This is a genomic window from Chryseobacterium taeanense (genome assembly GCF_900099685.1).
Taxonomy (GTDB): Bacteria; Bacteroidota; Bacteroidia; order Flavobacteriales; family Weeksellaceae; genus Chryseobacterium; species Chryseobacterium taeanense.
The window spans coordinates 565,184-590,232 of record NZ_FNDW01000001.1 but is presented as its reverse complement, the minus strand read 5'-3'; the positions used below and the strand labels follow the sequence as shown (position 1 = coordinate 590,232).

23 protein-coding genes and 1 pseudogene are annotated in these 25,049 nt (G+C 35.4%); 15 read left to right on the top strand and 9 right to left on the bottom strand.

Annotated elements, in window-relative coordinates; translation table 11 throughout:
• The first annotated feature begins 5 nt into the window (after positions 1 to 5).
• The 7 genes from BLR30_RS02765 (at position 6) to BLR30_RS02735 (ending at position 9,610) form a co-directional block, all read left to right on the top strand.
• A complete protein-coding gene (locus BLR30_RS02765; RefSeq protein WP_089854337.1) occupies positions 6 to 425 on the top strand; it encodes an SH3 domain-containing protein in 420 nt (139 codons plus the stop codon).
• A 173-nt stretch (positions 426 to 598) separates the two neighbouring features.
• On the top strand, positions 599 to 3,370 hold the full coding sequence (locus BLR30_RS02760; RefSeq protein ID WP_089854332.1) for a TonB-dependent receptor: 2,772 nt from the start codon (positions 599 to 601) through the stop codon (positions 3,368 to 3,370).
• 438 nt (positions 3,371 to 3,808) lie between these two features.
• A complete protein-coding gene (locus tag BLR30_RS02755; protein ID WP_089854329.1) occupies positions 3,809 to 5,668 on the top strand; it encodes a CocE/NonD family hydrolase in 1,860 nt (619 codons plus the stop codon).
• Positions 5,669 to 5,733: 65 nt separating this feature from the next.
• Positions 5,734 to 6,303 carry a cob(I)yrinic acid a,c-diamide adenosyltransferase gene (locus BLR30_RS02750; RefSeq protein ID WP_089854326.1) on the top strand — a complete coding sequence of 190 codons (570 nt, stop codon included), beginning with the start codon at positions 5,734 to 5,736 and terminating at the stop codon, positions 6,301 to 6,303.
• Positions 6,293 to 6,922 carry a thiamine diphosphokinase gene (locus BLR30_RS02745; RefSeq protein ID WP_089854323.1) on the top strand — a complete coding sequence of 210 codons (630 nt, stop codon included), beginning with the start codon at positions 6,293 to 6,295 and terminating at the stop codon, positions 6,920 to 6,922. The genes BLR30_RS02750 and BLR30_RS02745 overlap by 11 nt, the downstream gene beginning before the upstream one ends.
• 306 nt (positions 6,923 to 7,228) lie before the next feature.
• Positions 7,229 to 8,104, top strand: coding sequence for a tyrosine-protein phosphatase (locus BLR30_RS02740; RefSeq protein WP_089854320.1), 876 nt, complete (start codon positions 7,229 to 7,231; stop codon positions 8,102 to 8,104).
• Between the two features lie 111 nt (positions 8,105 to 8,215).
• Positions 8,216 to 9,610 (top strand): type III PLP-dependent enzyme domain-containing protein, encoded by a 1,395-nt coding sequence (locus BLR30_RS02735; protein WP_089854316.1) that lies wholly within the window; start codon positions 8,216 to 8,218, stop codon positions 9,608 to 9,610.
• Positions 9,611 to 9,736: 126 nt separating this feature from the next.
• On the opposite strand, the gene BLR30_RS02730 is transcribed toward BLR30_RS02735, so the two are convergent.
• Positions 9,737 to 10,396, bottom strand: a complete 660-nt coding sequence (locus BLR30_RS02730) for an HAD family hydrolase (RefSeq protein WP_089854313.1) — start codon at positions 10,394 to 10,396, stop codon at positions 9,737 to 9,739.
• 96 nt (positions 10,397 to 10,492) lie between these two features.
• Complete coding sequence (locus tag BLR30_RS02725) at positions 10,493 to 11,788, bottom strand: MBL fold metallo-hydrolase (RefSeq protein ID WP_228400687.1); 1,296 nt, start codon at positions 11,786 to 11,788, stop codon at positions 10,493 to 10,495.
• Between the two features lie 231 nt (positions 11,789 to 12,019).
• On the opposite strand from BLR30_RS02725, the gene speB reads away from it, so the two are divergent.
• From speB to BLR30_RS02700, 4 genes are all read left to right on the top strand, one after another.
• Positions 12,020 to 12,877 (top strand): agmatinase, encoded by an 858-nt coding sequence (gene speB, locus BLR30_RS02715; protein WP_089854303.1) that lies wholly within the window; start codon positions 12,020 to 12,022, stop codon positions 12,875 to 12,877.
• 66 nt (positions 12,878 to 12,943) lie between these two features.
• Entirely contained in the window at positions 12,944 to 13,792 is an 849-nt protein-coding gene (locus BLR30_RS02710) for a bifunctional helix-turn-helix domain-containing protein/methylated-DNA--[protein]-cysteine S-methyltransferase (protein ID WP_175443583.1), read from the top strand.
• A gap of 15 nt (positions 13,793 to 13,807) precedes the next feature.
• A complete protein-coding gene (locus tag BLR30_RS02705; protein ID WP_175443591.1) occupies positions 13,808 to 14,416 on the top strand; it encodes an alpha-ketoglutarate-dependent dioxygenase AlkB family protein in 609 nt (202 codons plus the stop codon).
• A 212-nt stretch (positions 14,417 to 14,628) separates the two neighbouring features.
• Complete coding sequence (locus tag BLR30_RS02700; RefSeq protein ID WP_089854294.1) at positions 14,629 to 15,129, top strand: DinB family protein; 501 nt, start codon at positions 14,629 to 14,631, stop codon at positions 15,127 to 15,129.
• A 96-nt stretch (positions 15,130 to 15,225) separates the two neighbouring features.
• On the opposite strand, the gene BLR30_RS02695 is transcribed toward BLR30_RS02700, so the two are convergent.
• From BLR30_RS02695 to lptB, 3 genes and pseudogenes are all read right to left on the bottom strand, one after another.
• Positions 15,226 to 16,179, bottom strand: coding sequence for a helix-turn-helix transcriptional regulator (locus BLR30_RS02695; protein ID WP_089854290.1), 954 nt, complete (start codon positions 16,177 to 16,179; stop codon positions 15,226 to 15,228).
• Between the two features lie 94 nt (positions 16,180 to 16,273).
• Complete coding sequence (locus BLR30_RS02690) at positions 16,274 to 16,510, bottom strand: hypothetical protein (protein WP_228400686.1); 237 nt, start codon at positions 16,508 to 16,510, stop codon at positions 16,274 to 16,276.
• Between the two features lie 325 nt (positions 16,511 to 16,835).
• Positions 16,836 to 17,561, bottom strand: a pseudogene (gene lptB / locus BLR30_RS02685) (LPS export ABC transporter ATP-binding protein); the annotation flags it as partial.
• Positions 17,562 to 17,732: 171 nt separating this feature from the next.
• On the opposite strand from lptB, the gene BLR30_RS02680 reads away from it, so the two are divergent.
• Positions 17,733 to 17,915 carry a hypothetical protein gene (locus tag BLR30_RS02680; protein WP_089854281.1) on the top strand — a complete coding sequence of 61 codons (183 nt, stop codon included), beginning with the start codon at positions 17,733 to 17,735 and terminating at the stop codon, positions 17,913 to 17,915.
• A 44-nt stretch (positions 17,916 to 17,959) separates the two neighbouring features.
• Here BLR30_RS02680 and hemB read toward each other — a convergent pair whose 3' ends face one another.
• Positions 17,960 to 18,949: a porphobilinogen synthase gene (gene hemB / locus BLR30_RS02675; RefSeq protein WP_089854276.1), complete on the bottom strand. Its 990-nt coding sequence runs from the start codon at positions 18,947 to 18,949 to the stop codon at positions 17,960 to 17,962.
• Between the two features lie 121 nt (positions 18,950 to 19,070).
• On the opposite strand from hemB, the gene BLR30_RS02670 reads away from it, so the two are divergent.
• The 3 genes from BLR30_RS02670 (at position 19,071) to BLR30_RS02660 (ending at position 21,751) form a co-directional block, all read left to right on the top strand.
• A complete protein-coding gene (locus BLR30_RS02670; RefSeq protein WP_089854271.1) occupies positions 19,071 to 19,421 on the top strand; it encodes a T9SS type A sorting domain-containing protein in 351 nt (116 codons plus the stop codon).
• 105 nt (positions 19,422 to 19,526) lie between these two features.
• Positions 19,527 to 20,438: an ABC transporter ATP-binding protein gene (locus tag BLR30_RS02665; protein ID WP_089854267.1), complete on the top strand. Its 912-nt coding sequence runs from the start codon at positions 19,527 to 19,529 to the stop codon at positions 20,436 to 20,438.
• Positions 20,439 to 20,440: 2 nt separating this feature from the next.
• Entirely contained in the window at positions 20,441 to 21,751 is a 1,311-nt protein-coding gene (locus tag BLR30_RS02660) for an ABC transporter permease (protein ID WP_089854263.1), read from the top strand.
• Positions 21,752 to 22,120: 369 nt separating this feature from the next.
• On the opposite strand, the gene BLR30_RS02655 is transcribed toward BLR30_RS02660, so the two are convergent.
• The 3 genes from BLR30_RS02655 to BLR30_RS02640 form a co-directional block, all read right to left on the bottom strand.
• Positions 22,121 to 22,789, bottom strand: coding sequence for an outer membrane beta-barrel protein (locus BLR30_RS02655; protein WP_089854260.1), 669 nt, complete (start codon positions 22,787 to 22,789; stop codon positions 22,121 to 22,123).
• A gap of 20 nt (positions 22,790 to 22,809) precedes the next feature.
• Positions 22,810 to 23,682, bottom strand: a complete 873-nt coding sequence (gene sucD / locus BLR30_RS02650) for a succinate--CoA ligase subunit alpha (RefSeq protein WP_089854256.1) — start codon at positions 23,680 to 23,682, stop codon at positions 22,810 to 22,812.
• A 421-nt stretch (positions 23,683 to 24,103) separates the two neighbouring features.
• The gene (locus tag BLR30_RS02640) at positions 24,104 to 24,652 is read right to left on the bottom strand and encodes a GLPGLI family protein (protein WP_089854249.1); all 549 of its coding nucleotides are present in this window, start codon (positions 24,650 to 24,652) and stop codon (positions 24,104 to 24,106) included.
• Positions 24,653 to 25,049: the final 397 nt, after the last annotated feature.

Sequence of the window (25,049 nt, the reverse complement as noted above, 5' to 3'; positions counted from 1 at the left end):
AAATCATGAGTACATTACAAGATAAATATTCAGGAGTAGTTTCTGCGGCTCAGTCTGCAGGAATCTCTGATCTTAAAGTTCAGGAACAGGATGGAATTCTTTACGTTTCGGGAAGTGCTTCCAATACCGCTGCAAAAGATGCCGTTTGGAATGCTTTAGGGACGATTGATTCTACCTATTCTGCTTCAGATATTAATATTGACGTGCAGGTTTCCGGTTTGGCATCAGGCACGGCGCTTACTGTAGCTACGGATAACTCTAATCTGAACATCAGACAGGAGCCTTCCACAGACGCTGCGGTTATCGGTAAAGCAACCAAAGGATCTTCCATAACATTGATAGAGCAGACTTCAGACGACTGGTGGAAAGTAAAAACTTCAGACGGACAGGAAGGATATGCTTACTCGAGATATTTGAGAGCTTAGTATCTTTAATCATATAAAATTAAAAAACATCCTTTGTTAGAGGATGTTTTATTTTTTATGGGAAATTAACAATTCACGATAATTTCATGGAAAAGATTAACGGTCTTTAACTCTGTTAATTGTGAATTAAATAAGATTTTTTATACTTTTACGGCTCTAATAATCTATATTACATGAAGAAATTAGCAATTCTGCTTATCCTGACATTCAACGTTTTGATTCTTAATGCACAGAAATTAAATATCGACGGAAAGATTCTCAACTTCGAAAAAAAACCGATCGAAAACGCAACGGTTTATCTTCTTAAGGAAAAAGACTCCTCTATCATCAACTATACAGCGACCAACCGCGAAGGTAAGTTTGCTCTGAAAGCAGATGAATTGAGTGAGCCCAGCATTTTGAAGATAGATGCTGATAAAATGATTTCTTTTTCTAAACGTTTTGAAACGATCGACAAATCTTTTTCATTGGGAGATATTGAACTGGAGAAAAATTCGGTAACCAATATTGAGGAAGTCAAGCTTACGGTATCACCTGTAAAGATTAAAAAGGATACGATTGAATTTAATGCTTCGTCCATAAAGGTTCGTCCTGACAGTAAAATTGAAGAACTTCTTAAGCAGATTCCCGGTGTTCAGATCGATAACGATGGAAAAATTACGATCAATGGTAAAGAGGTTGACCAAATTACCATCAACGGGAAGCCTTTTTTTGACAAAAACGGAAGAATAGCGCTGCAAAATTTACCTGCGGATATTATCAAAAATATTCAGTTTACCACTACCAAAACAAAAGAAGAGGAACTGAGTGGTAAAGCTTCAAAATCCAATAATGCCACCATCAATTTCAATATTGATGAAAAGAAAAATAAAGGACTCATTTCAAGACTTACGCTGGGCTATGGCTCTGATAAGAGGTATGAGGGCAGCGGATTGCTGAGTTATTTTAAAAACGATACGAAAATAAGCCTTCTGGCCGCATCAAATAACATCAATTCACAGGGCTTTTCCAGCGATGAGGTTTTCGACAGTATGGGGCGCGGAAGAAATTCATGGCTGATGCAGGGCGGTTCCGTATTCACTTCAGGAGGGGTTACCTATTATTCTTCGGCAGGGGCCAACACCAAAGGTATTCAGAAGTCTACAACTATCGGGTTGAACTACAGTGATAAATTCGGGAAAGATACCGATCTGGACAACCTGAGCTTAATTCATATCGACAATAATCTTGAGACAAGGTCCAAAGTATCAAGAACTACCTTACTTCCTGATTACACTCTAAAAACAGATTCCGAAAATAATGGTGAAAATGAATCGAAACAGTATAATTTTGATCTTTCAGCCAGAATACGACTGGATTCTCTCACGAGTATTTACTTTTCTCCTTCATTCTCAAGAAATGAGACACATAATTTCAGCGCTTCGAATTCCCGTACGTTTAAAGACAACAATCTGCTGAACACAAGTGATAATTACACCAAAACAGACTCTGAGAACAACTCCTTTAGCCCTAATATTTATTTCTCAAAGAAGTTCCGGAAAAAAGGTCGGGAAATGCATGCCAATATGAGCAGCAGCATCTCAGAAAACAAGGAAAACAAACTGAACAGATCTGAAAACATTTTCTATACACAGCCTCAATCTTTTGATAACAGAAACCAGTATTCAGTAAGGAAAAATCTCAACAACAACTATCGTTTCAGTTTGGGATATTCAGAGCCTCTTTCGGACTCGTTGAATATTGGTATAGGCATACGCTATAATTCATCCAATATGAGAAATCTACGTGATGTAAATGATTTCAATGCAACAACACAGGATTATTCCAGCTACAATGATATTTTATCAAACAGGATGAATCAGAAGATCGATGAGTTTACTCCCGAATTATCATTTGAACTCAACAAAAATAAAATAAGTGCTTGGGGAGCTTTGAATGCTGACATTTCGAATATGAACGTAAATTCAAGCTATACCGGTCAGAATTACGACTTGCAAAAAGACTTCATTCTCCCAGGCTATAATGTGGGGTTAAACTATCAGTTTTCCCAGAATAAAAGATTAAATCTTTATCATTATTCAGACTTTACCATCCCGACTGCAGAACAACTTACTCCTTACCGGGATATTTCAAATCCTTTGGTGGCTTTTCAGGGAAATCCGGATCTGAAAAACACATGGAGCAATTCTACGTATCTTTATTTCAACAATTTCAATATGGTAAAAACTATCAGCTATTACCTGAATATTGGATTTACTTATAAGAACAATGATATCATCAATTACTCTTCATTCGATGAAAGTGGAAGGCAGCTGATCACCTATGCCAATATCAGCGGTAACAAAAATTTCAACTTGGGAGGAGGTTTCAGCAAAACATTCAAATGGAAAGAAAATAAACTGACAATCAACCCAAGACTCAATACCAATTATGCATTCAATAAAGGTTTCATAAACGGCCAGGAATTTATAAGCCAGTCATACAATATCAATCCCGGAATAAATTTAACGTACGAAATCAAAGAAAAACTTACCGTAAAACCTTCTTATACAATTGGATATAATTTATCAAAATATAAAAACTACATCATCGACGATGTGAATACCAGCAACCAGACCCTGAAGCTGGAACTTACCAATTATATTTTCAAAAGCAGACTGATCTTAGGAAACGATATGGAATACAATACCAGCACCAATATTGCTCCCGGTTTTAAAAGAGATTTTTATTTCTGGAATACGAGCGTCGGCTATTCATTCTTCAACAAGCAACTAACTGCTAAAGTAAAAGTTTATGATGTGCTGAATCAAAACCAGAGTGTAAGAAGAGTGATCTCAAGCACCTATTTTGAAGACCGTGACGACCTGATCCTCAAACGTTATGTCATGTTCTCGTTAACAATGAAACTTAATAAATTCGCAGGAAAAAAGACAAAAACCCAATAGATTAAAATTATTTTACACAGGGCATCCTCTTCCAGGGATGCTTTTTTTTGGTTTGTAAGTAAACAAATCTGTCATCAACCCTATTTTCGACAAAGCTGTAAAGTACTGAAATGTAATAAATTGTACTTGATCGCTTCTTCGGACTGGTTGAATGGCTCTTCGGACTGGTTGATCGCTTCTTCGGATCGGTTGAACGGTTCTTCGGACTGGTTGATCGTCTATTCGAAATGCCTGAACGCTTCACCGGAATGCTTGAACGCCTGTTCGGAATGCCTGTACGTCACTTCTGACAGGTTAGAGCGGTTATTAAAATAAAAGGAAGGCCTACCGGAATTTTTGCTTTTAGTACAGGTCACGGATGCCAATTCTTTCAGAAATCTTGTGCCGGCCAACAGTATATAAAATCATTTATCATTAAATTAGCCCCAAATTTTATATATGAAGGTTCATTTTTCAATTTTATTCATTTTATGTTTCGTTTTTGGAAACGCACAAAATACAGCTCAGGAAGATACTTTTGTAAAAGATAATTTCACAAAAAAAGAAATGTATATTCCGATGCGTGACGGGGTGAAGCTTTTCACAGCGGTTTACATTCCTAAAGATATTTCCAGTAAAAACAAATATCCGTTTCTGATGCAGAGAACCTGCTACAGCATTGCGCCGTACGGTGAAAATGATTACAGAACGAAGCTTGGTCCCAATCAATATTTAATGAAGGACAAATATATTTTTGTACTTCAAGATGTACGTGGAAGATACATGAGTGAAGGAACTTTTACCAATATGACTCCACAGGTTGACCGAAAAACCAAAAAAGATGTCGATGAAAGTACGGACACTTACGATACGATCGAATATCTTCTGAAAAATATTAAAGGAAACAATGGGAAGGTTGGTCAATACGGCACCTCTTATCCCGGATTCTATACCGCAGTCGGGGTTCTGGCACAGCATCCGGCATTGGTTGCTTCTTCACCACAAGCTCCGATCTCAGATTTCTGGAATGATGATTTTCTTCACAATGGAAAAGTAATGTTAGCCTATTTTAGAACCTTTCCTGTCTTTGGAGTTCAGAAAACAAAACCGGAAAATAAAGCATGGTACACAGATACCATGATTAAACCCACTTCTGAAGACGGTCTTAAATTCTACCGGGATATGGGAACTTTGAAAGACGGATATGAAAAATATTACAAGGATAATTTCTTTATGACGGAAATTATGAACCATCCCAATTACGATGAATTCTGGCAGAAAAGAAGTCTTTTACCTCATCTTAAAAATGTAAATCATGCGGTTATGACTGTCGGAGGCTGGTTTGATGCAGAAGATCTTTCCGGACCGCTGAATATTTATAAAACCATCGAAAAAACAAGCCCTAAAGCTAAAAACACCATCGTTATGGGACCTTTCTCGCATGGAGCCTGGGCCTATGAGCAGGGAAAACATTTCCACAATGATATCTATTTCGGAGACAGCATTGCGACGTATTATCAGAAAAATATTGAGACGAAATTCTTTAATCATTATTTAAAAGGAAATACAAAACAGGATGCAGGATTACCGGAAGCGCTGATGTTTGACACCGGTGCAAAACAATGGAGAGAATTCGCTAATTATCCGCCAAAAGAAGCTGAAAAAGTAAACTTTTATTTATCCGATGGAACATTGAAAAAAGCAGCAGGAACAGGTTTTTCAGAATACTACAGCGATCCGGACAATCCGGTTTTAAGTTCCGACAACCTGAAGGATTTTAACGGCTTCACTCCAAGAAATTATATGTCGGAAGACCAGAGATTTGCAGAAGGAAGACCCGATGTACTGACCTTCACAACGGATGTTTTAGCAGATGATATTACTTTCGCGGGCGAAATTATGGCTAAATTAAATATCGCTTCCACTTCCACCGATGCAGATTTTGCGGTAAAATTAATTGATATTTATCCTGAAGATTATAAACCTGCTGAAAAGAAAGACGGTGTGATTTATGGAAATTATCATCAAATGGTAAGAAGCGAGATTATGCCTGCAAGGTTCAGAAATTCCAGGGAAAAAGCTGAAGCACTGATTCCGAATCAGAAAACAGCAGTGAATTTCAGGCTGCAGGATGTGGTTCATACCTTTAAAAAAGGACATAAAATCCAAATCCAGATTTCATCGACATGGTTTCCGCTGTTTGCCGTCAATCCACAGAAATTTTTAGACAATCCGAACTTTGCAACGAAGAAGGATTACACTAAAGCGTTTATCAAGATTTTTGACGACAGCGCTATTGAAGTTGAAGTTCTTAAATGAAAATGAATGATAAGGAAAGCGATCCAAAGCTTGTAGCCTTTAAGATAAAAAAGTAATTTAGTCCTATGAAAATTTACACAAAAACCGGCGATAAAGGTCAGACCGCTTTATATGGTGGAACGAGAGTTTCAAAAGCGAGCGCCAGAGTCGACAGCTACGGAAATATAGATGAATTGAATTCTTTCATCGGAATTGCGAAAAGCCATATCGAAGATGAAGAAGTCTTAAAACAACTCAAAAAAATACAGTTTGATTTATTTACCGTGGGTTCTGAGGCTGCAACTCCTGTTGATAAACTGATGCTGGCAAACGGAAAATCGCGTCTGACACTTCTTATTTCGGATATTGAAATTGAAGAACTAGAAAAATGGATGGATGCTTTTGATGAAAAACTGGAACCACTGCAATATTTCATCCTTCCCGGAGGCGGAAAAGCAGCCACTTTTTTACATGCAGCACGAACCATCTGCCGCCGTGCAGAACGTTCTCTGGTATTTTTAAATGAATCTGAAGAAGTACGCCCTGAATTAATAAAATATTTAAACCGCCTTTCAGATTACCTGTTTGTATTGGCGAGATATATTTCAAAAATCAATAACGAACCGGAAGAATACTGGAATCCGAATGAAAGATAAAGCATTACTTTTCATCAACGGAGACGCACCAACATCCTTCCCAAATCCTGAAGAATACAGCTTAATTGCCTGTACGGACGGCGCTTTTCACTATCTGAAAACACTTCATTTCCCTTTAGAAAAACTGGATTTTATTTCCGGTGATTTTGATTCGCATTCCGGGAAAGATGAAGACATTTATGATGAAAAATTCATTTACACTCCGGATCAGGATAAAACCGATTTTCAGAAAGCGTTAGAAATTATTATTGAAAAAGGCATTCAAAAAGTAGATATTCTCGGAGGAAGCGGAGGAGAACAGGATCATTTTTTGGGAAATCTTACAGTGGCTTTCGGATGTAAAGATCAGTTGGACATCAAATTTTATGATGCGTTTTCTGAATATTATTTTATTCCTAAAAGTTTTATATTACATAATGTCAAGGGTAAAATGATATCACTGTATCCTTTTCCTTCAGTTGAAAATATCACAACAAAAGGTCTGAACTGGCCTTTGTCCAAGGGAAATTTAAATATCACCTCAAGAATCGGAACAAGAAATTTTGCCGTTGAAGATGAAGTTTCCATCGAATATGAAAAAGGAGATTTGCTGGTTTTCATTGGAAAAAATTATTTGTAATTTAAATTCGTATTATCCAAAAGCTGGAAAATCTGTGCAAATCCGTAAAATCTGTGGGAATGTAAAACAAAATTACAGTAAAGATTTATTAATTTTCATGGGTAAAAATTGTTCGTAATTTAAAATTCATATTATCTACAAGCTGGAAAAATCTGTGGAAATCCGTGAAATCTGTGGGAATATAAAACAAAATTATAATAAAGATTTATCAATTTTCATCGGTAAAAATTATTCGTAATTTAAATTCATATTATCAACAAGCTGAAAAATCTGTGGAAATCAGTGAAATCTGTGGGACGTAAAAAAATGAAAAACCTAATCAAAATATCATTTCTAATCATTTCATTGCTTTGCATTTTTTCATGCAGAACACAGCACTTTTCAACACCCGAATACGGAAAAATTATAACCGCGAAAGATATTAAAATTAAAAAAGTTAATAATTTCAGATCCGTTGGAAATATCAGAAATATTGACGGAAGAACTTTAAAAGAAGGAAAACTCTACAGAAGCGCAAATCTTTTCAAACTGAAAAGAAAATCTTTTAAAGAAATCGATCGTTTAGAAATCGGGGAGATTATTGATCTGAGAAATTCAAAGGAAATTGCTAAAAAGCCAGATAATCTTCCACCTGGAATTATGTACAAAAACTATTCAGCTTTTGAAGATGAAGGCGATCAGCTGGATCAGGCTAAAAAATTAGTATTAAAAGGAAAAGTCAACGGTTCTGATGCTGAAAAAAGAATGCTTGACTTTTATAAAGATTATGTAACTGAAAACCCCGAAATCATTAAAAAAATCATCACAGAAATTTTAGAATCCAACGAGCCTGTTTTATACCACTGCACAGCCGGAAAAGACCGTACAGGAATTATTACCGCATTAATTTTAACAATTTTAAAATTCGATAAAGAGACGATTTATAACGATTACCTTTTATCCAATAACTACCGGAAAAAACTGATTAACAAACGTCTCAATCTTGCCGAAAACCTACATTTCCTGTACCCTAAAATGGATATCAAAGTTCTCGAAAAATTAAGCTGGGTAGAAACAGCTTATCTTGACGCTTCCTTTAATCAAATCAATAAAGAATACGGATCAACTAAACGATATATTCAAGAAGTATTAGGAATTACTGAAGATAAACAAAAAGAATACATTCAAAAGTTTACGTATTGACAATACTTATAGATTTTAAGATTGAACGCAAATGGAAATTTATAACAATTTTAACGTTAAAAAACCAAACTTTTTTAGCAATTTTGCATCTCTTAATTCACTTGTTTAGAAATGAAAATAAAATACTCGGAACTTATTGATCAGACATTGTATTTTCCTACCGAAGAATTCAATGTTTCTGAGAACAATTTGTTATTTCACGACATTCCTCTAATGGAAGTTGTTGAAAAGTTTGGCACTCCGCTAAAGATTAGCTACCTGCCGAGAATTTCTCAGAATATCCAGAAGGCGAAAAGCTGGTTTAGGGAAGCTTTTGAGAAAACCGAATATAAAAAGAATTACACCTATTGCTACTGCACAAAATCGAGTCATTTCAAATTTGTGCTGGAAGAAGCCTTAAAAAATGACATTTCCATAGAAACTTCATCTGCTTACGACATGGATATTGTAAAATCTCTGTACGAAAGCGAAAAAGTTGAAAAAAATATAGAAGTAATCTGCAACGGTTTCAAAACGGATGATTATCTGGCAAAAATTTCAGATATGATTAACAGTGGTTTTGAAAACATTACTCCGATTCTGGATAATTACCGCGAACTGGATAAATTGACGGAAAGCATTGATACCACTTTCAACATCGGGATCAGAATTGCCTCTGAGGAAGAACCAAAATTTGAATTTTATACCTCAAGATTAGGAATCGGATATAAAGATATCATTCCTTATTACAGCCAGAAGATCGCAGAACACCCGAATGCAAGACTGAAAATGCTTCACTTTTTCATCAACACTGGGATCAAAGACACTGCTTATTACTGGAATGAATTATACAAATGTCTTCGTGTTTATGCTCGTCTGAAAAAAATCGCTCCGGAAGTTGATTCGTTGAATATTGGTGGTGGTTTTCCTATCAAAACTTCTCTGAATTTCGATTACGATTATCAGTATATGGTAGAGGAAATCGTTTCCCAGATTAAAAAATTCTGCGAGGAAGAAGGCGTTGAAGAACCAAATATTTATACAGAATTCGGGAGCTTTACAGTTGGAGAAAGTGGTGCGAACATTTATAAAATTATTTCCCAAAAACGTCAGAACGACAGAGAAAAATGGAACATGATCGATTCTTCTTTCATGACCACACTCCCTGATACCTGGGCTATTTCAAGACACTTTATCATGCTTCCTCTCAACAGATGGGAAGATACATACGAAAGAGTTTTCCTAGGCGGATTAACCTGTGATTCAGACGATTACTACAATTCTGAACAGCATACCAATGCAATTTATTTACCAGTATTCAGTGATACAAAACCTTTATACATCGGATTTTTCCACACCGGAGCTTATCAGGAAACGATCAGTGGATTTGGTGGAATTCACCATTGCCTGATGCCTCAGCCGCAACATATTTTGATTCAGAAAGATGAAAACGGCGAGCTTCAATATGAAGTTTTCCGTGAAAAACAAGAACCGGAAGATGTACTGAAAATTCTTGGTTATAAATAATGTTTTAATCGTCATTGCGAAGAGCGAAGCAATCTCACAAATTACAGAGATTCTCACTCCACGATGCTCATTCAGAATGACAGAAATGCAATAAAAAAGCTCTCAGATGTTGAGAGCTTTTTCCTTTTAAAAATATTTTGAAATTTTATCCAATTCTAATTCTTCGTAATCAGAAACCACCATATCCGCCAACGTATAATCCTGATTTTTAGAATTCGTGCTTCTGTAGGCTGCACAGAAAATCTTTGCGCGATGGGCTGCTAAAATTCCATTGGTAGAATCTTCAATCACCATACAGTTTTCAACAGGTTCGCCCGCCATTTCAGCAGCCAATTGAAAAACTTCAGGATGAGGCTTAGATTCTTTTAAATCAGCCCCACTTATTTTACCACTGAAATATTTTTCCAGTTCAAATTTTTCGAAAACCATATTGATGGTTGCCATTGTTGCAGAAGAAGCCAATATCAGCGTAATTCCGTTTTCATAATAATGTTCGATCAATTCCTTTACACCGGGAATTAAGTCAAATTCTTCATCGTTATAAAAGTAATCTTTGAAGTATTTTCTTTTGGTGTCGGCAATTTCCTCGTACGTCGGTTTTAAATGAAATTTATTAATCAGCGTTTCACAAACACTTTTCGTGGAAGCTCCTGTAAAATAAGCATATAAATCTTCGGAAACATCAATTCCCAGTTCATTAAATGTTTTAAAATAGGCTTTTCTGTGCAATGGTTCTGTATCCACAATAACGCCATCCATATCGAACAGCACAGCTCTTAACGACATACAATTTAAATTTTAGCAAAGGTAATAATTTTGACTGGAAGGGGGAAGTTGGAGGATGGAAGTTTGAAATTGGATCACGTAATTTTATTAGGTTAATTATTTGAATTTAAAATAAATGTCATAGCGAATATTTAGTCTTGAAAATTGTGAATTCAAAAATATAGTTGAACACAGATCATTTAAAACATGATGCGAAGGGTGTCCAAACTTATTACCATAACCAAAATTACATACTGCAACCACATGATTCCCCCAACGACTAATATTGTCCCCAATATTTAATGCAGCAAATTCAACAAGGTCCCAATTCTTTGAAGAACCATGATGAGGTACTTGAACTATGTGAACATTAACTAGTTTATCTTTAAATGCCTTGGGAAAAACAATAGGATTATTGTTCGGATTTAATGAAGTATCACCTAACAAGAGAGTTCCCAACATTGACCTATTATTGCTATTAAAATGATGGTAATCGTAAAAGGGGCAATAATTACGAAAATAATTTAACTCGCAATTAGAATAAATGTCCCCGCATAAGTGTTGAAAACGAATTGGTCCATGTAAAAGTACGAGACCGTGCGAATTGATATCACCAATACATTCAGTGTAGCATTTGTGAGTTTCTTTTCGATTAACTAATACGATATTCTTTAAATCCTCAAAAGATAAATCATCTGCTGTTTTCTTATTCAATTTACTTTTTAAGCAATTGTGTAATTTATCAATTGCGGTTTCACTGACGTTTTTTGCAAAAGTTGTAAACTCCCAATTGCGTTTAATAAAAAATTGTAAATTATTCTCATATACAAAAACATTTGGCTGACCAACTAACTCAATTATGTCAGTATTTTGTGTTCCTCTTGGGTAGATATTTACTGATTGATTGTCGCTATTATCGTAATCTTGATATTCTATCTCATTATTACTATTAGGTTTAATATAAAACTGTTTAGTTCCATCGCTGTTTTGTGCAATAAACTGGTGAGGGCTTTCTATAAATGAAATATATTCATCAATTGTTAGGTTGTTATCAGGATCATTATTTTCAAAAATTGATATCAAAAAGAATTTTCTGTGTTCTTTTTTTATGTATGGTAAAATAATATTTTTGACTTGAAATTCTTTTAAAAGTCGTTTTAGTCCAGAAACATGGTCATAGTCTAAGTGCGAGATAAATAGCAATTCAATTTCATTATTGTTTTGCAGAAAATTATGATGCATATTTTTGAAATAACTTATTTCATTATTTAATGATTGGCTATTTCCCGCAATAAAAGGACTTGTTCCACAGTCATAAACAACTGTATAAACTTGATTAGTTTTATGCAGCCATATTCGTCCACCATAAAAAGAACCTTGTCCAGCTTTAAAAAAAATAAATTCAGATTCCATTTTCCTCATTTAGTGTTGGTTTAAACTTTAAGTTAATTAAATGCACACCAATAAAATTATAAATATCCAAATATAAAAAAACTAAGTACATAATAATTAAGGTTTTCCATAAATTAGGAAATATAATTTTACAAACAATTTGGAAGATCATATTTGCAATTTTCCATCGTCCATCCACTTCTCCAAAGTTCTTTGTATCTTTGCTGAAATCATTTAATTTTAAAATAAAACATGAAAACATACGCAGGAATTCCTGAAGAAAATGCATCGCTGGAAAACTCGAAAGTAATGTTGGTAACTGTTCCTTACGACGGAACTTCAACCTGGGGAAAAGGCGCCGACAAAGGCCCGGAACTGTTTTTAGATGCTTCTGAAAATATGGAGCTTTATGACATTGAAACTCAGACAGAGCCTTATCTAGAAGGTGTTTATCTTGCCGGAGAAATTTCTGAAAATTCTTCGCCTGAAGCTATGACAGAAGCTGTTTACCAAAAAACAAAAGAATTGTTGAATCATGACGATAAATTGTTCACCCTTTTCGGGGGAGAACACTCAGTTTCTATCGGTTCTATCCGTGCGGTGGGTGAAAAATTTGAGAATCTGACAGTTCTTCAGCTGGATGCGCATACAGATCTTCGTCCGGAATTCCACGGTTCTACTTCTAATCACGCCTGCGCGGTTTTTGAAGCCAATCAGAAGCATAATCTGGTACAGGTGGGAATTCGTTCCATGGATATCGAAGAAGCACAGTACTTACCGGAAGGAAGGGTGTTTTTTGCTCATGAAATTGCCAACAACGAAAACTGGGTAAATGATGTATTGGAAAAAGTTTCAGGAAATGTATATATTACCATCGACCTGGATGCTTTTGACCCTTCACTTTGCCCATCAACAGGAACTCCTGAACCAGGTGGCTTACAGTGGTATCCGACCTTGGAACTGTTAAAAAGAGTATTTGAGAAATGTAATGTGGTAGCTTTTGATATTGTAGAATTAATGGATTCTCCGATGGCAAAACCAAGTGCATTCCTGGCGGCGAAGTTATATTACAAAATGCTTGCTTACTACCATATTTACAATAACAATTAAATTTCGCAAGAATCGGATTTTTTCGGTCGCGTATTCTTTAGAAATTTGTGAGGTAAAATAAATGCGATGTCCACACAAAATCAGATAGATTACGAAAGAGTTGCCAAAGCGATAGAATATATCCGGAGCAATTTTAAACTTCAGCCAAGTTTGGAGGAAGTGGCAGAAAAAATTCATTTGAGTCCGGCTCATTTTCAGAAAATGTTTTCTGATTGGGCGGGAACAAGCCCGAAGAAATTTTTACAGTTTATCAGCCTCGAGCACGCTAAAAATTTATTGAAGGAAGAAAAAGCAAGTTTATTTGAAACAGCTTATGAGACAGGACTTTCCAGTACGAGCAGATTACACGATCTGTTTGTAAAAATTGAAGGAATGTCTCCGGCAGAATATAAAAACGGAGGAAAGAGCCTTGCCATCAATTACAGTTTTTCCGAAAGTCCTTTTGGAAAAATAATCGCAGCTTCCACAGAAAAAGGAATCTGCTATATGGCTTTTGAAAACGACAAACATAAAGCATTGGGAGATTTACAGATTAAATTCCCCAATGCTTCTTTTTTTGAAAACCGGGACGAATTTCAGAAAAATGCTTTATCTATTTTTAATAAAGACTGGAAAGAATTAAATACTATCAAATTACATTTAAAAGGTACCGATTTTCAATTAAAAGTCTGGGAAAGTCTGCTCAGTATTCCGATGGGGAAATTGTCAACGTACGGAAACCTAGCCGAAAAAATTGGTCACTCCAAAGCTTCGAGAGCTGTCGGAACGGCAATTGGAAGTAATCCCGTAGCCTTTTTAATTCCTTGTCACCGTGTGATTCAGTCTTCCGGTAAGATTGGCGGTTATATGTGGGGAAGCGACAGAAAACAGCTGATTATCGGCTGGGAAAGTTCTAAAGTTTATTCTGATTTTTAAATTCAAAACCTTATGCTGAACTTATTCGAAGACGTATCAGATTACCCATTAAATATTCTTCCCAATGACGGAACTGTTCATTACTATGGAAAGGTTTTTTCCCAAGAAAAATCAGATTTTTATTATGATTATTTATTTCATCAGATTCCATGGGAAAATGATGAAGCGATCATCTTTGGAAAACTGATTGTAACAAAAAGAAAAGTAGCCTGGTTTGGTGAAAAACCATTTGAATATACCTATTCAAAGCGAACGAAATATGCCAGGCTCTGGACTCCGGAATTATTGGAATTAAAGCAAAAATGTGAAGAAATTACAGGAGAAACGTATAATTCCTGTCTACTGAATTTATACCACGACGGAAACGAAGGCATGGCCTACCACAGCGATGCTGAAAAAGATCTGAAAAAACACGCAGCGATTGCTTCATTGACTTTTGGAGCAGAACGAAAGTTTTTATTTAAACATAAAACCACCAAAGAAAAAGTAGAAGTATTCTTGGAAAACGGAAGTCTGCTCGTCATGAAAGGAACAACGCAGGATCACTGGCTGCACAGGCTTCCTACAACGACAAGAATAAAAATACCCAGAGTGAATCTTACTTTCAGAACAATCATCGAATAGCTTACTGATAAAAAATGACCGATCCCAAAGGACCGGTCATTCTCAAATTATTTATCTACCTAACATTGCTTAAGTATATCTCATTAACGGAGAATTTCTACAGATTATTTTAAAAACAAAAAATATTTTTTATCACGAAAATACTGCTGACAAACTGTTGTCATAAACACGTTTTACCTTTGTATCAGCAATAACAAACAACATTAAAAATTATGACAACTACAGCAATTAGCACAAAACAATTCATGAGTTCTGAACAGTTACTGGAACATTGGCAAGGACACAGAAATCTGACAAGAAGAGTAATTGAAGCTTTCCCGGAAAAGGAATTATTTGAATTTTCTATCGGCGGAATGAGACCTTTTGTAAAACTGGCATGCGAATTAATCGCAATCGGAGGCCCGGGACTGAAAGGAATTGTCGGCAAAAACATGGAAGCTTACAATGAAGAAGCTTTTAATCCGCAAACGAAAGCCGATCTTCTGAAAAAATGGGATGAAGAAACGGAAACAATCAATCATTATTTTGCTCAGATTTCGGAAGAACGTTTTCAGGAAACTTTCAATTTGTTTGGGCAATACGAATTTCCGGTTTATCAGAATATTCTTTATTTTATTGATAATGAAATTCATCACCGAGGACAGGGATATGTTTACCTGAGAGCTTTAGGAATGGAACCTCCTTTTTTTTGGGAGAGATTTTCAGTTCTTTAATGCCATTATGGAGACTGAAATCTCTAATAAAATATAACACTGAAACGTAAATGTCTTAAACCTTAGCACAATTTTCTGCTAAGGTTTTTAGGTTTTTTATTGATGCTTATCTGAAATATCTTTTAACAAATCCTTCAGCCTGTCTTTAAGGCTTTCCGGCTCCAGAATGGTGGCATAATCCGCAAAAGTAATCAGCCAACGCGGAAAACCGTCCTTAAGCCATTCGGTTTCAAAGGTGAGTTCTACCCCGTTTTCTGTTTCTACTTCTTCAATTAAGCCATAATAAATTTTTGAATTTACGAGATGTCCCATAATTTTTTTATCTACAAGAAGTTTTACGGTAATTTTATTTCCGTTTCCGTTTTTCCTGTAGTCATTGATTTGTCCATATTCCTGAAGGTAAGGATTCTGGGTTTTGAAAATCTTTAAAATCCGGTCTACACGAAACTGTCTGAAATCATTTCGCAATGTACAGAAAGCCATGATGTACCAAAAATTAAATTCAAAGAAAACACCGACCGCCTCGATGGTTCTTGTGGAAATTTTATCATCAACGGTTCTGTATTCTATGGTCAGCTGAAGTTTTTCAGCAATGCTCTCCAAAATAGTCGGGAGAACATCTTTCAGAGTATCTTCAGTTTTGCCCTGATGCTGAAAAATATCAATCTGCTTTTCAATATTCTGAATCAGGTTTTTATCGGAATATTTCAATACCGAACGCACTTTTTCCATAGCCGTCTGATAATGTTTTCCCATACTTTGATGGGAGAATTTCTGCATCAGTTTCTCTGCGGTAATAAAACTCAACACTTCTTCTTTCGTAAACATCACCGGAGGAAGTTTGTAACCGTCCATCAGAGAATACCCGCTTCCTGCTTCTCCTACAATAGGAATTCCGGCATTTTCCAATGTTTTTACATCGCGGTAAATAGTACGTACACTTACTTCAAACTTTTTGGCAAGATCCTGCGCTTTTACAACCGGCTTTGACTGTAATTGAGTAAGAATAGCAGTTACTCTGTCGAGCTTCTTGAGATAATGATCGTTCATTTCCTGATTGGATCTTGATTTTAACTAAAAAACGTACTGTTTTACAGAGAAAAAGTACGTTTTATTTTATTTTTCAGCAAATTTTAAGCTTAAATTATTTTTTCAATGTTCCATTATCATTAATAAAAACAAACTTATAATCTTTATCAATGATTTCCCCTCCCATTTCAATAAAAGTTCCCCAACATGAAAACCAGTCTTCAAAGTCATTTTCTTTTGGAGTGTCCCAGCGTATAATCGTAGACAATCCCTTTATATCCACAATAACTCCACATTCTCCTTCAAGAGAAACTTTTGTCCATTTTTTGAATTGATCGGCATTATCCTTCAAACACATAAGTTGTAAGATAATGGAGTTCCGGCTTTCCTGCCGCTTTAGACTCTATTTCTGCCTGCTCAAGAGAATAATTTGAATTAATTTCTTTTTTCTGGAATACGAAAGAATTATTTGCATTTTTATCCACAACATCACTGAAAATGTGCTGAATTTCTGAATTCCCCAATGAAGCAAAACTGATCTCCTCAAATCCATGCATTAATCTGAGATCATCAAACTGAGCAAAATTTTCATTTACAAAAGTTTGCAACTGAGCTTTGGAATCAAAATTTCCTGCCCAGATATTATAAGCGTAGCTTTTCTTCTTAGGCTTATCAAAAATACTTTGATAAACAAAGTTTTCACCCAGATAAGCTTCCCTTACCTGCGGATCATTGGCCAGTTCCTCAGGAAGACCTTCTTTCAGAATTCTTCCTTCAAACATAATATACGTTTTATTGGTAATCGCCAATGTCTGCTGAACATTGTGATCGGTAATCAGGATTCCGATGTTTTTATCCGTAAGGCTTCTTACAATTTTCTGAATATCTTCTACTGCAATCGGGTCTACACCGGCAAAAGGCTCATCCAAGAGAATAAAATTAGGATCTGTCGCCAAGCATCTTGCAATTTCGGTTCTACGTCTTTCACCTCCGGACAAAAGATCTCCACGGTTTTTGCGGACGTGCTGCAATGAGAATTCTTCAATCAGTTCATCACATTTAATCTGTTGTTCCCGCTTTGAAAGTTTAGTAAGCTGTAAAACCCCCATGATATTTTCTTCAACGGAAAGTTTTCTGAAAACGGAAGCTTCCTGCGCAAGATAGCCAATTCCCTTCTGTGCCCTGCGGTACATAGCATCGGTCGTGATCTCCTGCTTGTCCAGAAAAATTTTACCGGAAGTAGGCTTAACCAATCCTACAATCATATAAAATGAAGTAGTTTTCCCTGCTCCGTTCGGACCAAGCAAACCCACAATTTCTCCTTGCTGAACCTGTACAGAAACACCTTTTACAACCTTTTTAGGACCGTATTCTTTGATTAAGTTTTCTCCGCGTAAAATCATAACGGCAAAGATAAAGTTTTTTTGAATTCAAATTTTAGATTAAAACAGTAAGGCAAAAGTTTTATGATTTTTTAATAACCCTATTTTTTGTAGTCATATGATATAAAATTTAAATTATTTCAATTTAATGTGATATTTTTATTATCTTAGGCTTACTAAATAAATATTAATATGAAAAAATTAACACGAAAAGACTTAATAAAAGTCAGTGGCGGAAACGTACGCCTTCCGGATTCCGAAGGCAACTGCCCGACAGGATGGTATCTATGCCCAAGCAACATCTGTGTAAACGATAACGGCGGAGCCAACCCGATTGTACCTGGAACGCCTTATTACAGCATATGTTTCGGATAAAGAAAAACACCTCATGTCGAGGTGTTTTTTGTGATAATTTCAATTTATCTGTTGAGAATCATAGCAGCCTCTTTTGCAAAATAGGTAAAGATCATATCTGCTCCGGCTCTTTTGATACAGGTCAGACTTTCGATGATTGTTTTATCATTATCCAGCCAGCCATTCTGTGCAGCCGCTTTTACCATGGCATATTCGCCGCTTACATTGTACACTGCAATCGGAAGATCAATGGCCTCACGAACTTTTGAAACAACATCCAGATACGGAAGTCCCGGCTTAATCATAATAATATCCGCCCCTTCTTCAATATCCTTGAATACTTCGTTTATCGCTTCGCGGGAATTATGAAAATCCATCTGATATGTTTTTTTATCTTTAGGAATTTCAATATTATCTTTCGGAGCACTGTCTAAAGCACTTCTGAAAGGTCCGTAAAAAGAACTTGCATATTTTGCTGCATAGCTTAAGATTCCGACATCTGTAAAGCCATTTTCTTCCAATGCTTCACGGATTACCTGAACCCTTCCGTCCATCATATCACTTGGTGCCACGATATCCGCTCCTGCTTCGGCATGTGACAAAGACATTCTCGCTAAAGCATCATTAGTCGCGTCATTTGCAATCTTTCCATTTTCAATAATTCCATCGTGGCCGTAAATAGAATAAGGATCCAGCGCCACATCCGGCATTAACACCATTTCGGGAACCGCATCTTTGATCGCTCTGATCGTATTCTGCATCAGTCCGTTTTTGTTCCATGCTTCTTTTCCAGTGTTATCTTTAAGATCATCAGAAACTTTCATGTAAAGATTAACTGCTTTCACACCTAAAGAAAACAATTCCTTACATTCTTTAACTGTAAGATCGATGCTCCTCCTGAAAATTCCGGGCATTGAAGCTATTGGTTCTTCTTTATTTTCGCCCTCCATAACGAAGATAGGCATAACAAAATCATTGGTTGTAAGAGTGCACTCTCTTACCAGACTTCGGACAGATTCGTTTACTCTTAGCCTTCTATTTCTTGAATGTATCATTTTGGAATACTTTTTGAATAAAATTTAATGCAAATTTACTACAACTTAAACAAAAAAGTATTGCAGGAAATTGCAGAATTGTTTACTTTTGTTTTAATATATTTATAGAAATAGTATTTTGATGAAAAAACTTTTACTTTTATTTATCTTTTTAGGCGCTTTTGTTGGTTTTTCCAACAATATTAAAGCTCAGATAAAAGAGCCGTCAGGTTTTTCTCAAAAATCTGACGATGGCGTTTTGGTTGCCTATCCGAATCCTGCAAAGGACTTTCTGATTATAAAGGCAAAGGATTCCGGTCTTAAAATTAAAAGTGTGACCTTTTATTCTATTTTAGGGACTCAGGTTGCGAATTATTCAGTAAATATGAATTCGGGAGAGATCAATATTGAAAGATTAAAACCCGGAAAATATTTGATCCGCTATATTTTGAGCGACAATACAATGAAGGTTACGCAAATCGTAAAACAATAATTTAATCCTGATTATCATCAGGATTTTTCTTTTAGATTAATTCTGTTTTCAATAATTCCGTAACTTTCGGGACTTTTTCATACTAATCGTAGTAAAAACAATTTAATGCTAAAAGCTGAACATATTAGAAAGACCTATAATGCCGGAAAAAAAGTGGCTCTGGATGATTTCAGCATCCACGTTCCGAAAGGAAGTGTATATGGTCTTTTGGGTCCGAACGGAGCCGGTAAAACTTCATTTATCCGTATCATCAATCAGATTACACAGGCTGATTCGGGAGATATTTCCATTAACGGGCAAAAACTTAATCCTGACCACATCAAAGATATCGGCTATATGCCCGAAGAAAGAGGACTTTATAAAAATATGACCGTCGGAGATCAGCTTCTTTACTTCGGTGAACTTAAAGGCATGACCAAAAATGATGCTTTACAAGAAGCTACGAAATGGTTTGATAAACTGCATATTGACCAGTGGTGGAAAAAGAAACTTTCTGAACTTTCAAAAGGAATGGCTCAGAAGATTCAGTTTGTTGTGACCGTTCTTCATAGACCCAATCTTTTAATCCTTGATGAGCCGTTTTCGGGATTTGACCCCGTAAATGCCAACCTTATTAAAGACCAGATTATTGATCTTAAAAACAATGGCACAACGATCATTCTTTCTACCCACAGAATGGAAAGTGTAGAGGAGATGTGCGATTATGTTGCTCTCATTAACAATTCTAAAAAAATTATCGACGGAAGGGTTTTTGACGTAAGAGAAAAATTCAAGAAAAATATTTTCGGAATTACGCTTTCTGAAGTGAACAATACCCATTTTGAAAATTTCAGAAACAAGTACGAAACATTTAATATTTCAAATGAAAACAATCTGATATCGTTTGATTTAAAGAATGAATCTGACCAAAATCACATTCTCCTTGATCTTATACAGGTAGGAAAAGTAAGATCATTTGAGGAAAAAATTCCGAGTATGAATGAAGTTTTTATTAATGCAGTAAGCAGCAACTTTTAGTTATGAATAATATTTTTTTAATTACCAAAAGAGAATTCCTGACGCAGGTTAAGAAAAAGTCTTTTATTATACTAACTATTCTCGCGCCGGTACTTCTTGTGGCTTTCGGATCGGTAATCGGGCTAATGTTTAAGGCAAACGAATCGCACAATGTCATTGAAGTGGTGGATAAAAGCGGACTGTTTACAAATCAGCTTAAGTCATCCGATCAACTAAAATATATTTTCGTTTCGGCTGCTGATGAAAAATCTAAAATCAATAATCTGAAGGGCAATGAATCATTAGATGGCATTTTAATTTTACCGGAAGTAAAAAGTCAAAATTTTGATGATTTTCAGAAAAATACGAGACTTGTTATTAATAATAAGATAGGATTTGACACGAAGCAGAGAATTGTTTCAGATATAACTGATGTTATCAAGAAAGAAAAGATCAAGCAGTTAGGTATCGCAGAAGCACAACTTAACAATCTTGACAAAAGCTTTAGCTTAAAAACCATTAATGTTTCCGAAAACAACAAGGAAGATTCTGATCTTGCTTTTGGAGTAAAAAGCGGACTGAGTATTCTTTTGATGTATGTCACTTTTATGTTCATCATCATTTATGGGGTAAGGGTAATGCGAAGTGTTTTGGAAGAAAAGAACAATCGCGTAGTGGAAATTATCATTTCTTCTGTAAAACCTTTTGAACTAATGATGGGTAAAATTTTGGGAGTCACTTTGGTAGCTTTAACGCAATTCATTGTCTGGATCACTATGTCTGTAATCGGAGCATTGGTTTTAAATACAGGATTTACTTCTATTCAGAAAAATATCCCGGGAGGAAATGAAGAACTGGCAAGTAAACTGGATGTCGCACAAATTGCTACTCAGGTTTCTCATAGTTTGCTGGAACTTAATTTTCCGTTAATCATCTTTGTATTCATTGTATTTTTCCTGCTAGGTTATATTTTTTATAGCTCGATATACGCAGCTATTGGCTCTGCGGTAGACAATGAGACAGAAACCCAGCAATTTACTTTATTCGCCATCCTTCCGCTAATGTTGGGAATGTACGGAAGCTTCTCTTTAATGAATAATCCCGACGGACCTCTTGGCTTTTGGCTTTCGATTATTCCCTTTACGTCACCGGTAGCAATGATTGCAAGAATACCTTTTGGTGTGCCGGCGTGGCAAATTGCACTATCCATTGCTTTGCTTCTGGGAACTACGATTTTCATGATCTTCATTGCTGGGAAAATTTATAGGGTAGGAATTTTAATGTATGGAAATAAAGCCACTCTCAAAGAGATCTGGAAGTGGATCAGAGGTTAGAACAGATGATTAAGTTCAAAACCTGGGGAGAGATTTCGTTAAATATAAACTTGATTCAATTTTATTATCTTAGGAAACAAAAGTCTTTAACGCTATAGACGCTAAGAATTATTTAATCTGCCGGTCGTATATTTTCCGGTCGCAAAGGCATTTCATTCAGCAAATGACAACTGTGTATATATTAAATAAGCCTCATCTTAATTTATATCTCAAGAAATAATTGAGTAAACGTTTTTTTTCTAAGTAGAAAACTCTTTCCTAGTTCCACAAATTTTGAGACTGATCCAAAATAGAATATAATCAGTTTGTTACAAATAAAATTCCCGAAGCCTTTGGCTTCGGGAATTTTTATGTTTAAGATGTACTATCTTATTGGAAAATATAGTTTACACTTAAACTGATCACCTGTTCAGATTTACTTTTTGTAGATCCATCAGGTTCATGATCAAGCCCGGGATAGGTATTGGAAAGTCCAAAATCATATCTGGCAGTTAATTCCACCTGTCTTTTGTAACTATACCCAAATCCCAAACCAAATCCAAAGTTGAACTTATTTGTTTTTCCGTTGACATTAGGCAACGAAGAAACAACGACATCAGGATCATAATAAGGTCTTGATACAGGAGCATTTTTTACTCTCTGACTTAATAAAAAATTAAATCTTGGCCCAATCAATGCAAAGAATTCCGATTCCGCTTCGGAAAAGTAGCCTTTAAAATTGATCGGTACACTCAGATAGTCATTGGCATAGACAGCATCATATCCGTCTTTACCTTTAGCACCTTTTTCTTTTCCCGTTTCTCCCGCTCCGAAATATTGAATTTCAGGTTGAAGAAAAAACTGATTCTCAGTACCCATAGGGATTAAAGCCAAAGCTCCAAACTGCATGGTAAACCTTTTTCCTGAGGGATTGTGAGCATTTCTTACTGCCGAAAGGTTCGCGCCGGCAGACGCTCCAAATCTTGTACTGCTGAAGTCTATTTGTGCGAAAGACAACGCAGAAAACATTAGGCCAGAGGCCAATAAAAGTTTTTTCATATCATTATGTTTAAAAAAATTTATGCTAAAACCTTAGCCACGGTAACACCAATATCAGCAGGGGAATCTACTACATTGATACCGTTCTCTTTCATGATTTCCATCTTTGCCTGAGCTGTATCTTCGGCACCACCAACGATAGCACCTGCGTGTCCCATAGTTCTTCCTTTAGGAGCAGTTTGCCCCGCAATGAAACCCACTACAGGTTTTGTAGAACCGCTTGCTTTGTACCATCTTGCAGCTTCTGCCTCAAGACCTCCACCGATTTCTCCGATCATTACTACCGCTTCAGTCTCAGGATCGTTAATGAATAATTCCAACGCTTCTCTTGTAGTTGTTCCGATGATAGGGTCACCCCCGATACCGATTGCTGTAGAAATACCGAAACCAGCTCTTACAACCTGGTCTGCAGCTTCATAAGTAAGCGTACCTGATTTGGAAACGATACCTACTTTACCTTTTTTGAAAACGAAACCTGGCATAATACCAATTTTAGCTTCTTCAGAAGTAATGATTCCCGGGCAGTTAGGTCCTATTAATCTGCAGTCTCTGTCGGCGATGTAAGATTTTACTTTTACCATATCCGCTACCGGAATACCTTCAGTAATACATACGATAACTTTGATCCCGGCTTCAGCAGCTTCCATAATGGCGTCAGCAGCAAATGCAGGCGGTACAAAAATGATACTTACATTTGCTCCCGCTTTTGCCACAGCATCAGCTACAGTATTGAATACAGGCTTTCCAAGGTGCTCACTGCCTCCTTTTCCCGGAGTAACGCCACCTACTACATTTGTTCCATATTCGATCATCTGGCTTGCGTGGAAAGTACCTTCATTACCCGTAAATCCTTGTACAATTACTTTAGAATCTTTGTTTACTAAAATTGACATTTTATTATTTATTTAATTTATTTATTAATTTTTAAATGCACACAAATTTACAGTTTTTGTTTGAAAAAAGATGATTTTTAGATTACAAAAAACGATTGCAAATTTGCAATCGCTAAAAAAGCTCTTTAAACTATAAACTTAAGATAACCTCTCATTCTGTACACCATTTTTGCAAAAAGCCACTTAGTGTACCAATTCTATAGGATTATTATATACTTTTTGTTTTTCGATCATTTTTTTGCGCATAGTTTGCATTACACTAGGATCTTGAAATGTAAAATCTCTATATTTATAATCTGCATCAAATTTATTTTTAAAGACTAATTCCCAAAATTTTTCTTTTGTTGTTTTTGTATAATCATTTTGAATGTTAAAATTTATTAATGTGTTCTTTTCCTTTTTAATATAGTACGCCTTAAAATTATAATAGTTTTTTAGAATCATACAATTCAAGAATTAAACCAGGCAACCCATTGAATTTATACGGACCGAAAGGTAATGGATATTCTTCTGCAAACCAAGCAGTCCATTTTCTACCAAACATTTTTGTAGTTGCTTTTCGACATTTTAAATTTAAAATTTCTTTTGTCTTTTGTTCTATCTTCCACTGTATTTTATAGTTGGTAGAGAAATATATATTAGCATCCAAATTTGGCTGAAAGTGACTTAATACCTTGTCTTTTGAATTATAAATTATATAATAGTCATTTTTCGTTCCGTATTTAATAGCGATAGCTGCTTGATCTTGATTTGGCTGTTTTGATAATGAATCTTTAAAATATTTTGCTATAGACTCATATATACTTTTATCTTTATTAGCAAAAAGAATAAAATTTTCCTTATTTACTTTTTCTGATGTTGAATCTATCTTATAAGTTAATTTATAGGAAATTGAAATATCAACTTTTTCTTGAGAAAATGAAAGAATATTAAACAAAACTAAAATAAATGTTATTACTTTGCTTTTCATAAAAATAAAATTTGATTATAAAATAAATTAATTTCTTATTAATTTCTTACTATTTCAAAATCAGTATCACATGTATTACAAAAAGCTTCTTCTAAACCTGCGGCGGCTGTTTGGAGTTGAGCGTCAGTATATTCATTTTCAGTTATGCAAGTCACATTCCTACAAGAAAGTTGAAAAATAATTGTATGACGTTTTAGAATTTGAACGTCACTACTATTATGACAATTCTCACTACTTGATACATAAGTAACATTAGAACTTGTAACATTAGCACTTGCAAACCCTACAGTTATAAAATCATGATGTTAATATTCATTTGTTTAACGTCACAAAACTAAAACTAAAACTAAACAAAAAAATATCAATAAAAATTGATTTATTTTATTATGTTAAATCA

Excerpts from the sequence above, each read along its gene's own strand:
- sucD (WP_089854256.1), bottom strand. The coding sequence starts at position 23,682 with ATGTCAATTTTAGTAAACAAAGATTCTAAAGTAATTGTACAAGGATTT.
- BLR30_RS02655 (WP_089854260.1), bottom strand. The coding sequence starts at position 22,789 with ATGAAAAAACTTTTATTGGCCTCTGGCCTAATGTTTTCTGCGTTGTCT.
- BLR30_RS02695 (WP_089854290.1), bottom strand. The coding sequence starts at position 16,179 with ATGAACGATCATTATCTCAAGAAGCTCGACAGAGTAACTGCTATTCTT.
- BLR30_RS02760 (WP_089854332.1), top strand. The coding sequence starts at position 599 with ATGAAGAAATTAGCAATTCTGCTTATCCTGACATTCAACGTTTTGATT.
- BLR30_RS02680 (WP_089854281.1), top strand. The coding sequence starts at position 17,733 with ATGAAAAAATTAACACGAAAAGACTTAATAAAAGTCAGTGGCGGAAAC.
- BLR30_RS02640 (WP_089854249.1), bottom strand. The coding sequence starts at position 24,652 with ATGAAAAGCAAAGTAATAACATTTATTTTAGTTTTGTTTAATATTCTT.
- BLR30_RS02725 (WP_228400687.1), bottom strand. The coding sequence starts at position 11,788 with ATGGAATCTGAATTTATTTTTTTTAAAGCTGGACAAGGTTCTTTTTAT.
- speB (WP_089854303.1), top strand. The coding sequence starts at position 12,020 with ATGAAAACATACGCAGGAATTCCTGAAGAAAATGCATCGCTGGAAAAC.
- BLR30_RS02735 (WP_089854316.1), top strand. The coding sequence starts at position 8,216 with ATGAAAATAAAATACTCGGAACTTATTGATCAGACATTGTATTTTCCT.
- BLR30_RS02750 (WP_089854326.1), top strand. The coding sequence starts at position 5,734 with ATGAAAATTTACACAAAAACCGGCGATAAAGGTCAGACCGCTTTATAT.
- BLR30_RS02710 (WP_175443583.1), top strand. The coding sequence starts at position 12,944 with ATGTCCACACAAAATCAGATAGATTACGAAAGAGTTGCCAAAGCGATA.
- BLR30_RS02730 (WP_089854313.1), bottom strand. The coding sequence starts at position 10,396 with ATGTCGTTAAGAGCTGTGCTGTTCGATATGGATGGCGTTATTGTGGAT.
- BLR30_RS02745 (WP_089854323.1), top strand. The coding sequence starts at position 6,293 with ATGAAAGATAAAGCATTACTTTTCATCAACGGAGACGCACCAACATCC.
- hemB (WP_089854276.1), bottom strand. The coding sequence starts at position 18,949 with ATGATACATTCAAGAAATAGAAGGCTAAGAGTAAACGAATCTGTCCGA.
- BLR30_RS02665 (WP_089854267.1), top strand. The coding sequence starts at position 19,527 with ATGCTAAAAGCTGAACATATTAGAAAGACCTATAATGCCGGAAAAAAA.
- BLR30_RS02700 (WP_089854294.1), top strand. The coding sequence starts at position 14,629 with ATGACAACTACAGCAATTAGCACAAAACAATTCATGAGTTCTGAACAG.
- BLR30_RS02670 (WP_089854271.1), top strand. The coding sequence starts at position 19,071 with ATGAAAAAACTTTTACTTTTATTTATCTTTTTAGGCGCTTTTGTTGGT.
- BLR30_RS02755 (WP_089854329.1), top strand. The coding sequence starts at position 3,809 with ATGAAGGTTCATTTTTCAATTTTATTCATTTTATGTTTCGTTTTTGGA.
- BLR30_RS02765 (WP_089854337.1), top strand. The coding sequence starts at position 6 with ATGAGTACATTACAAGATAAATATTCAGGAGTAGTTTCTGCGGCTCAG.
- BLR30_RS02740 (WP_089854320.1), top strand. The coding sequence starts at position 7,229 with ATGAAAAACCTAATCAAAATATCATTTCTAATCATTTCATTGCTTTGC.
- BLR30_RS02660 (WP_089854263.1), top strand. The coding sequence starts at position 20,441 with ATGAATAATATTTTTTTAATTACCAAAAGAGAATTCCTGACGCAGGTT.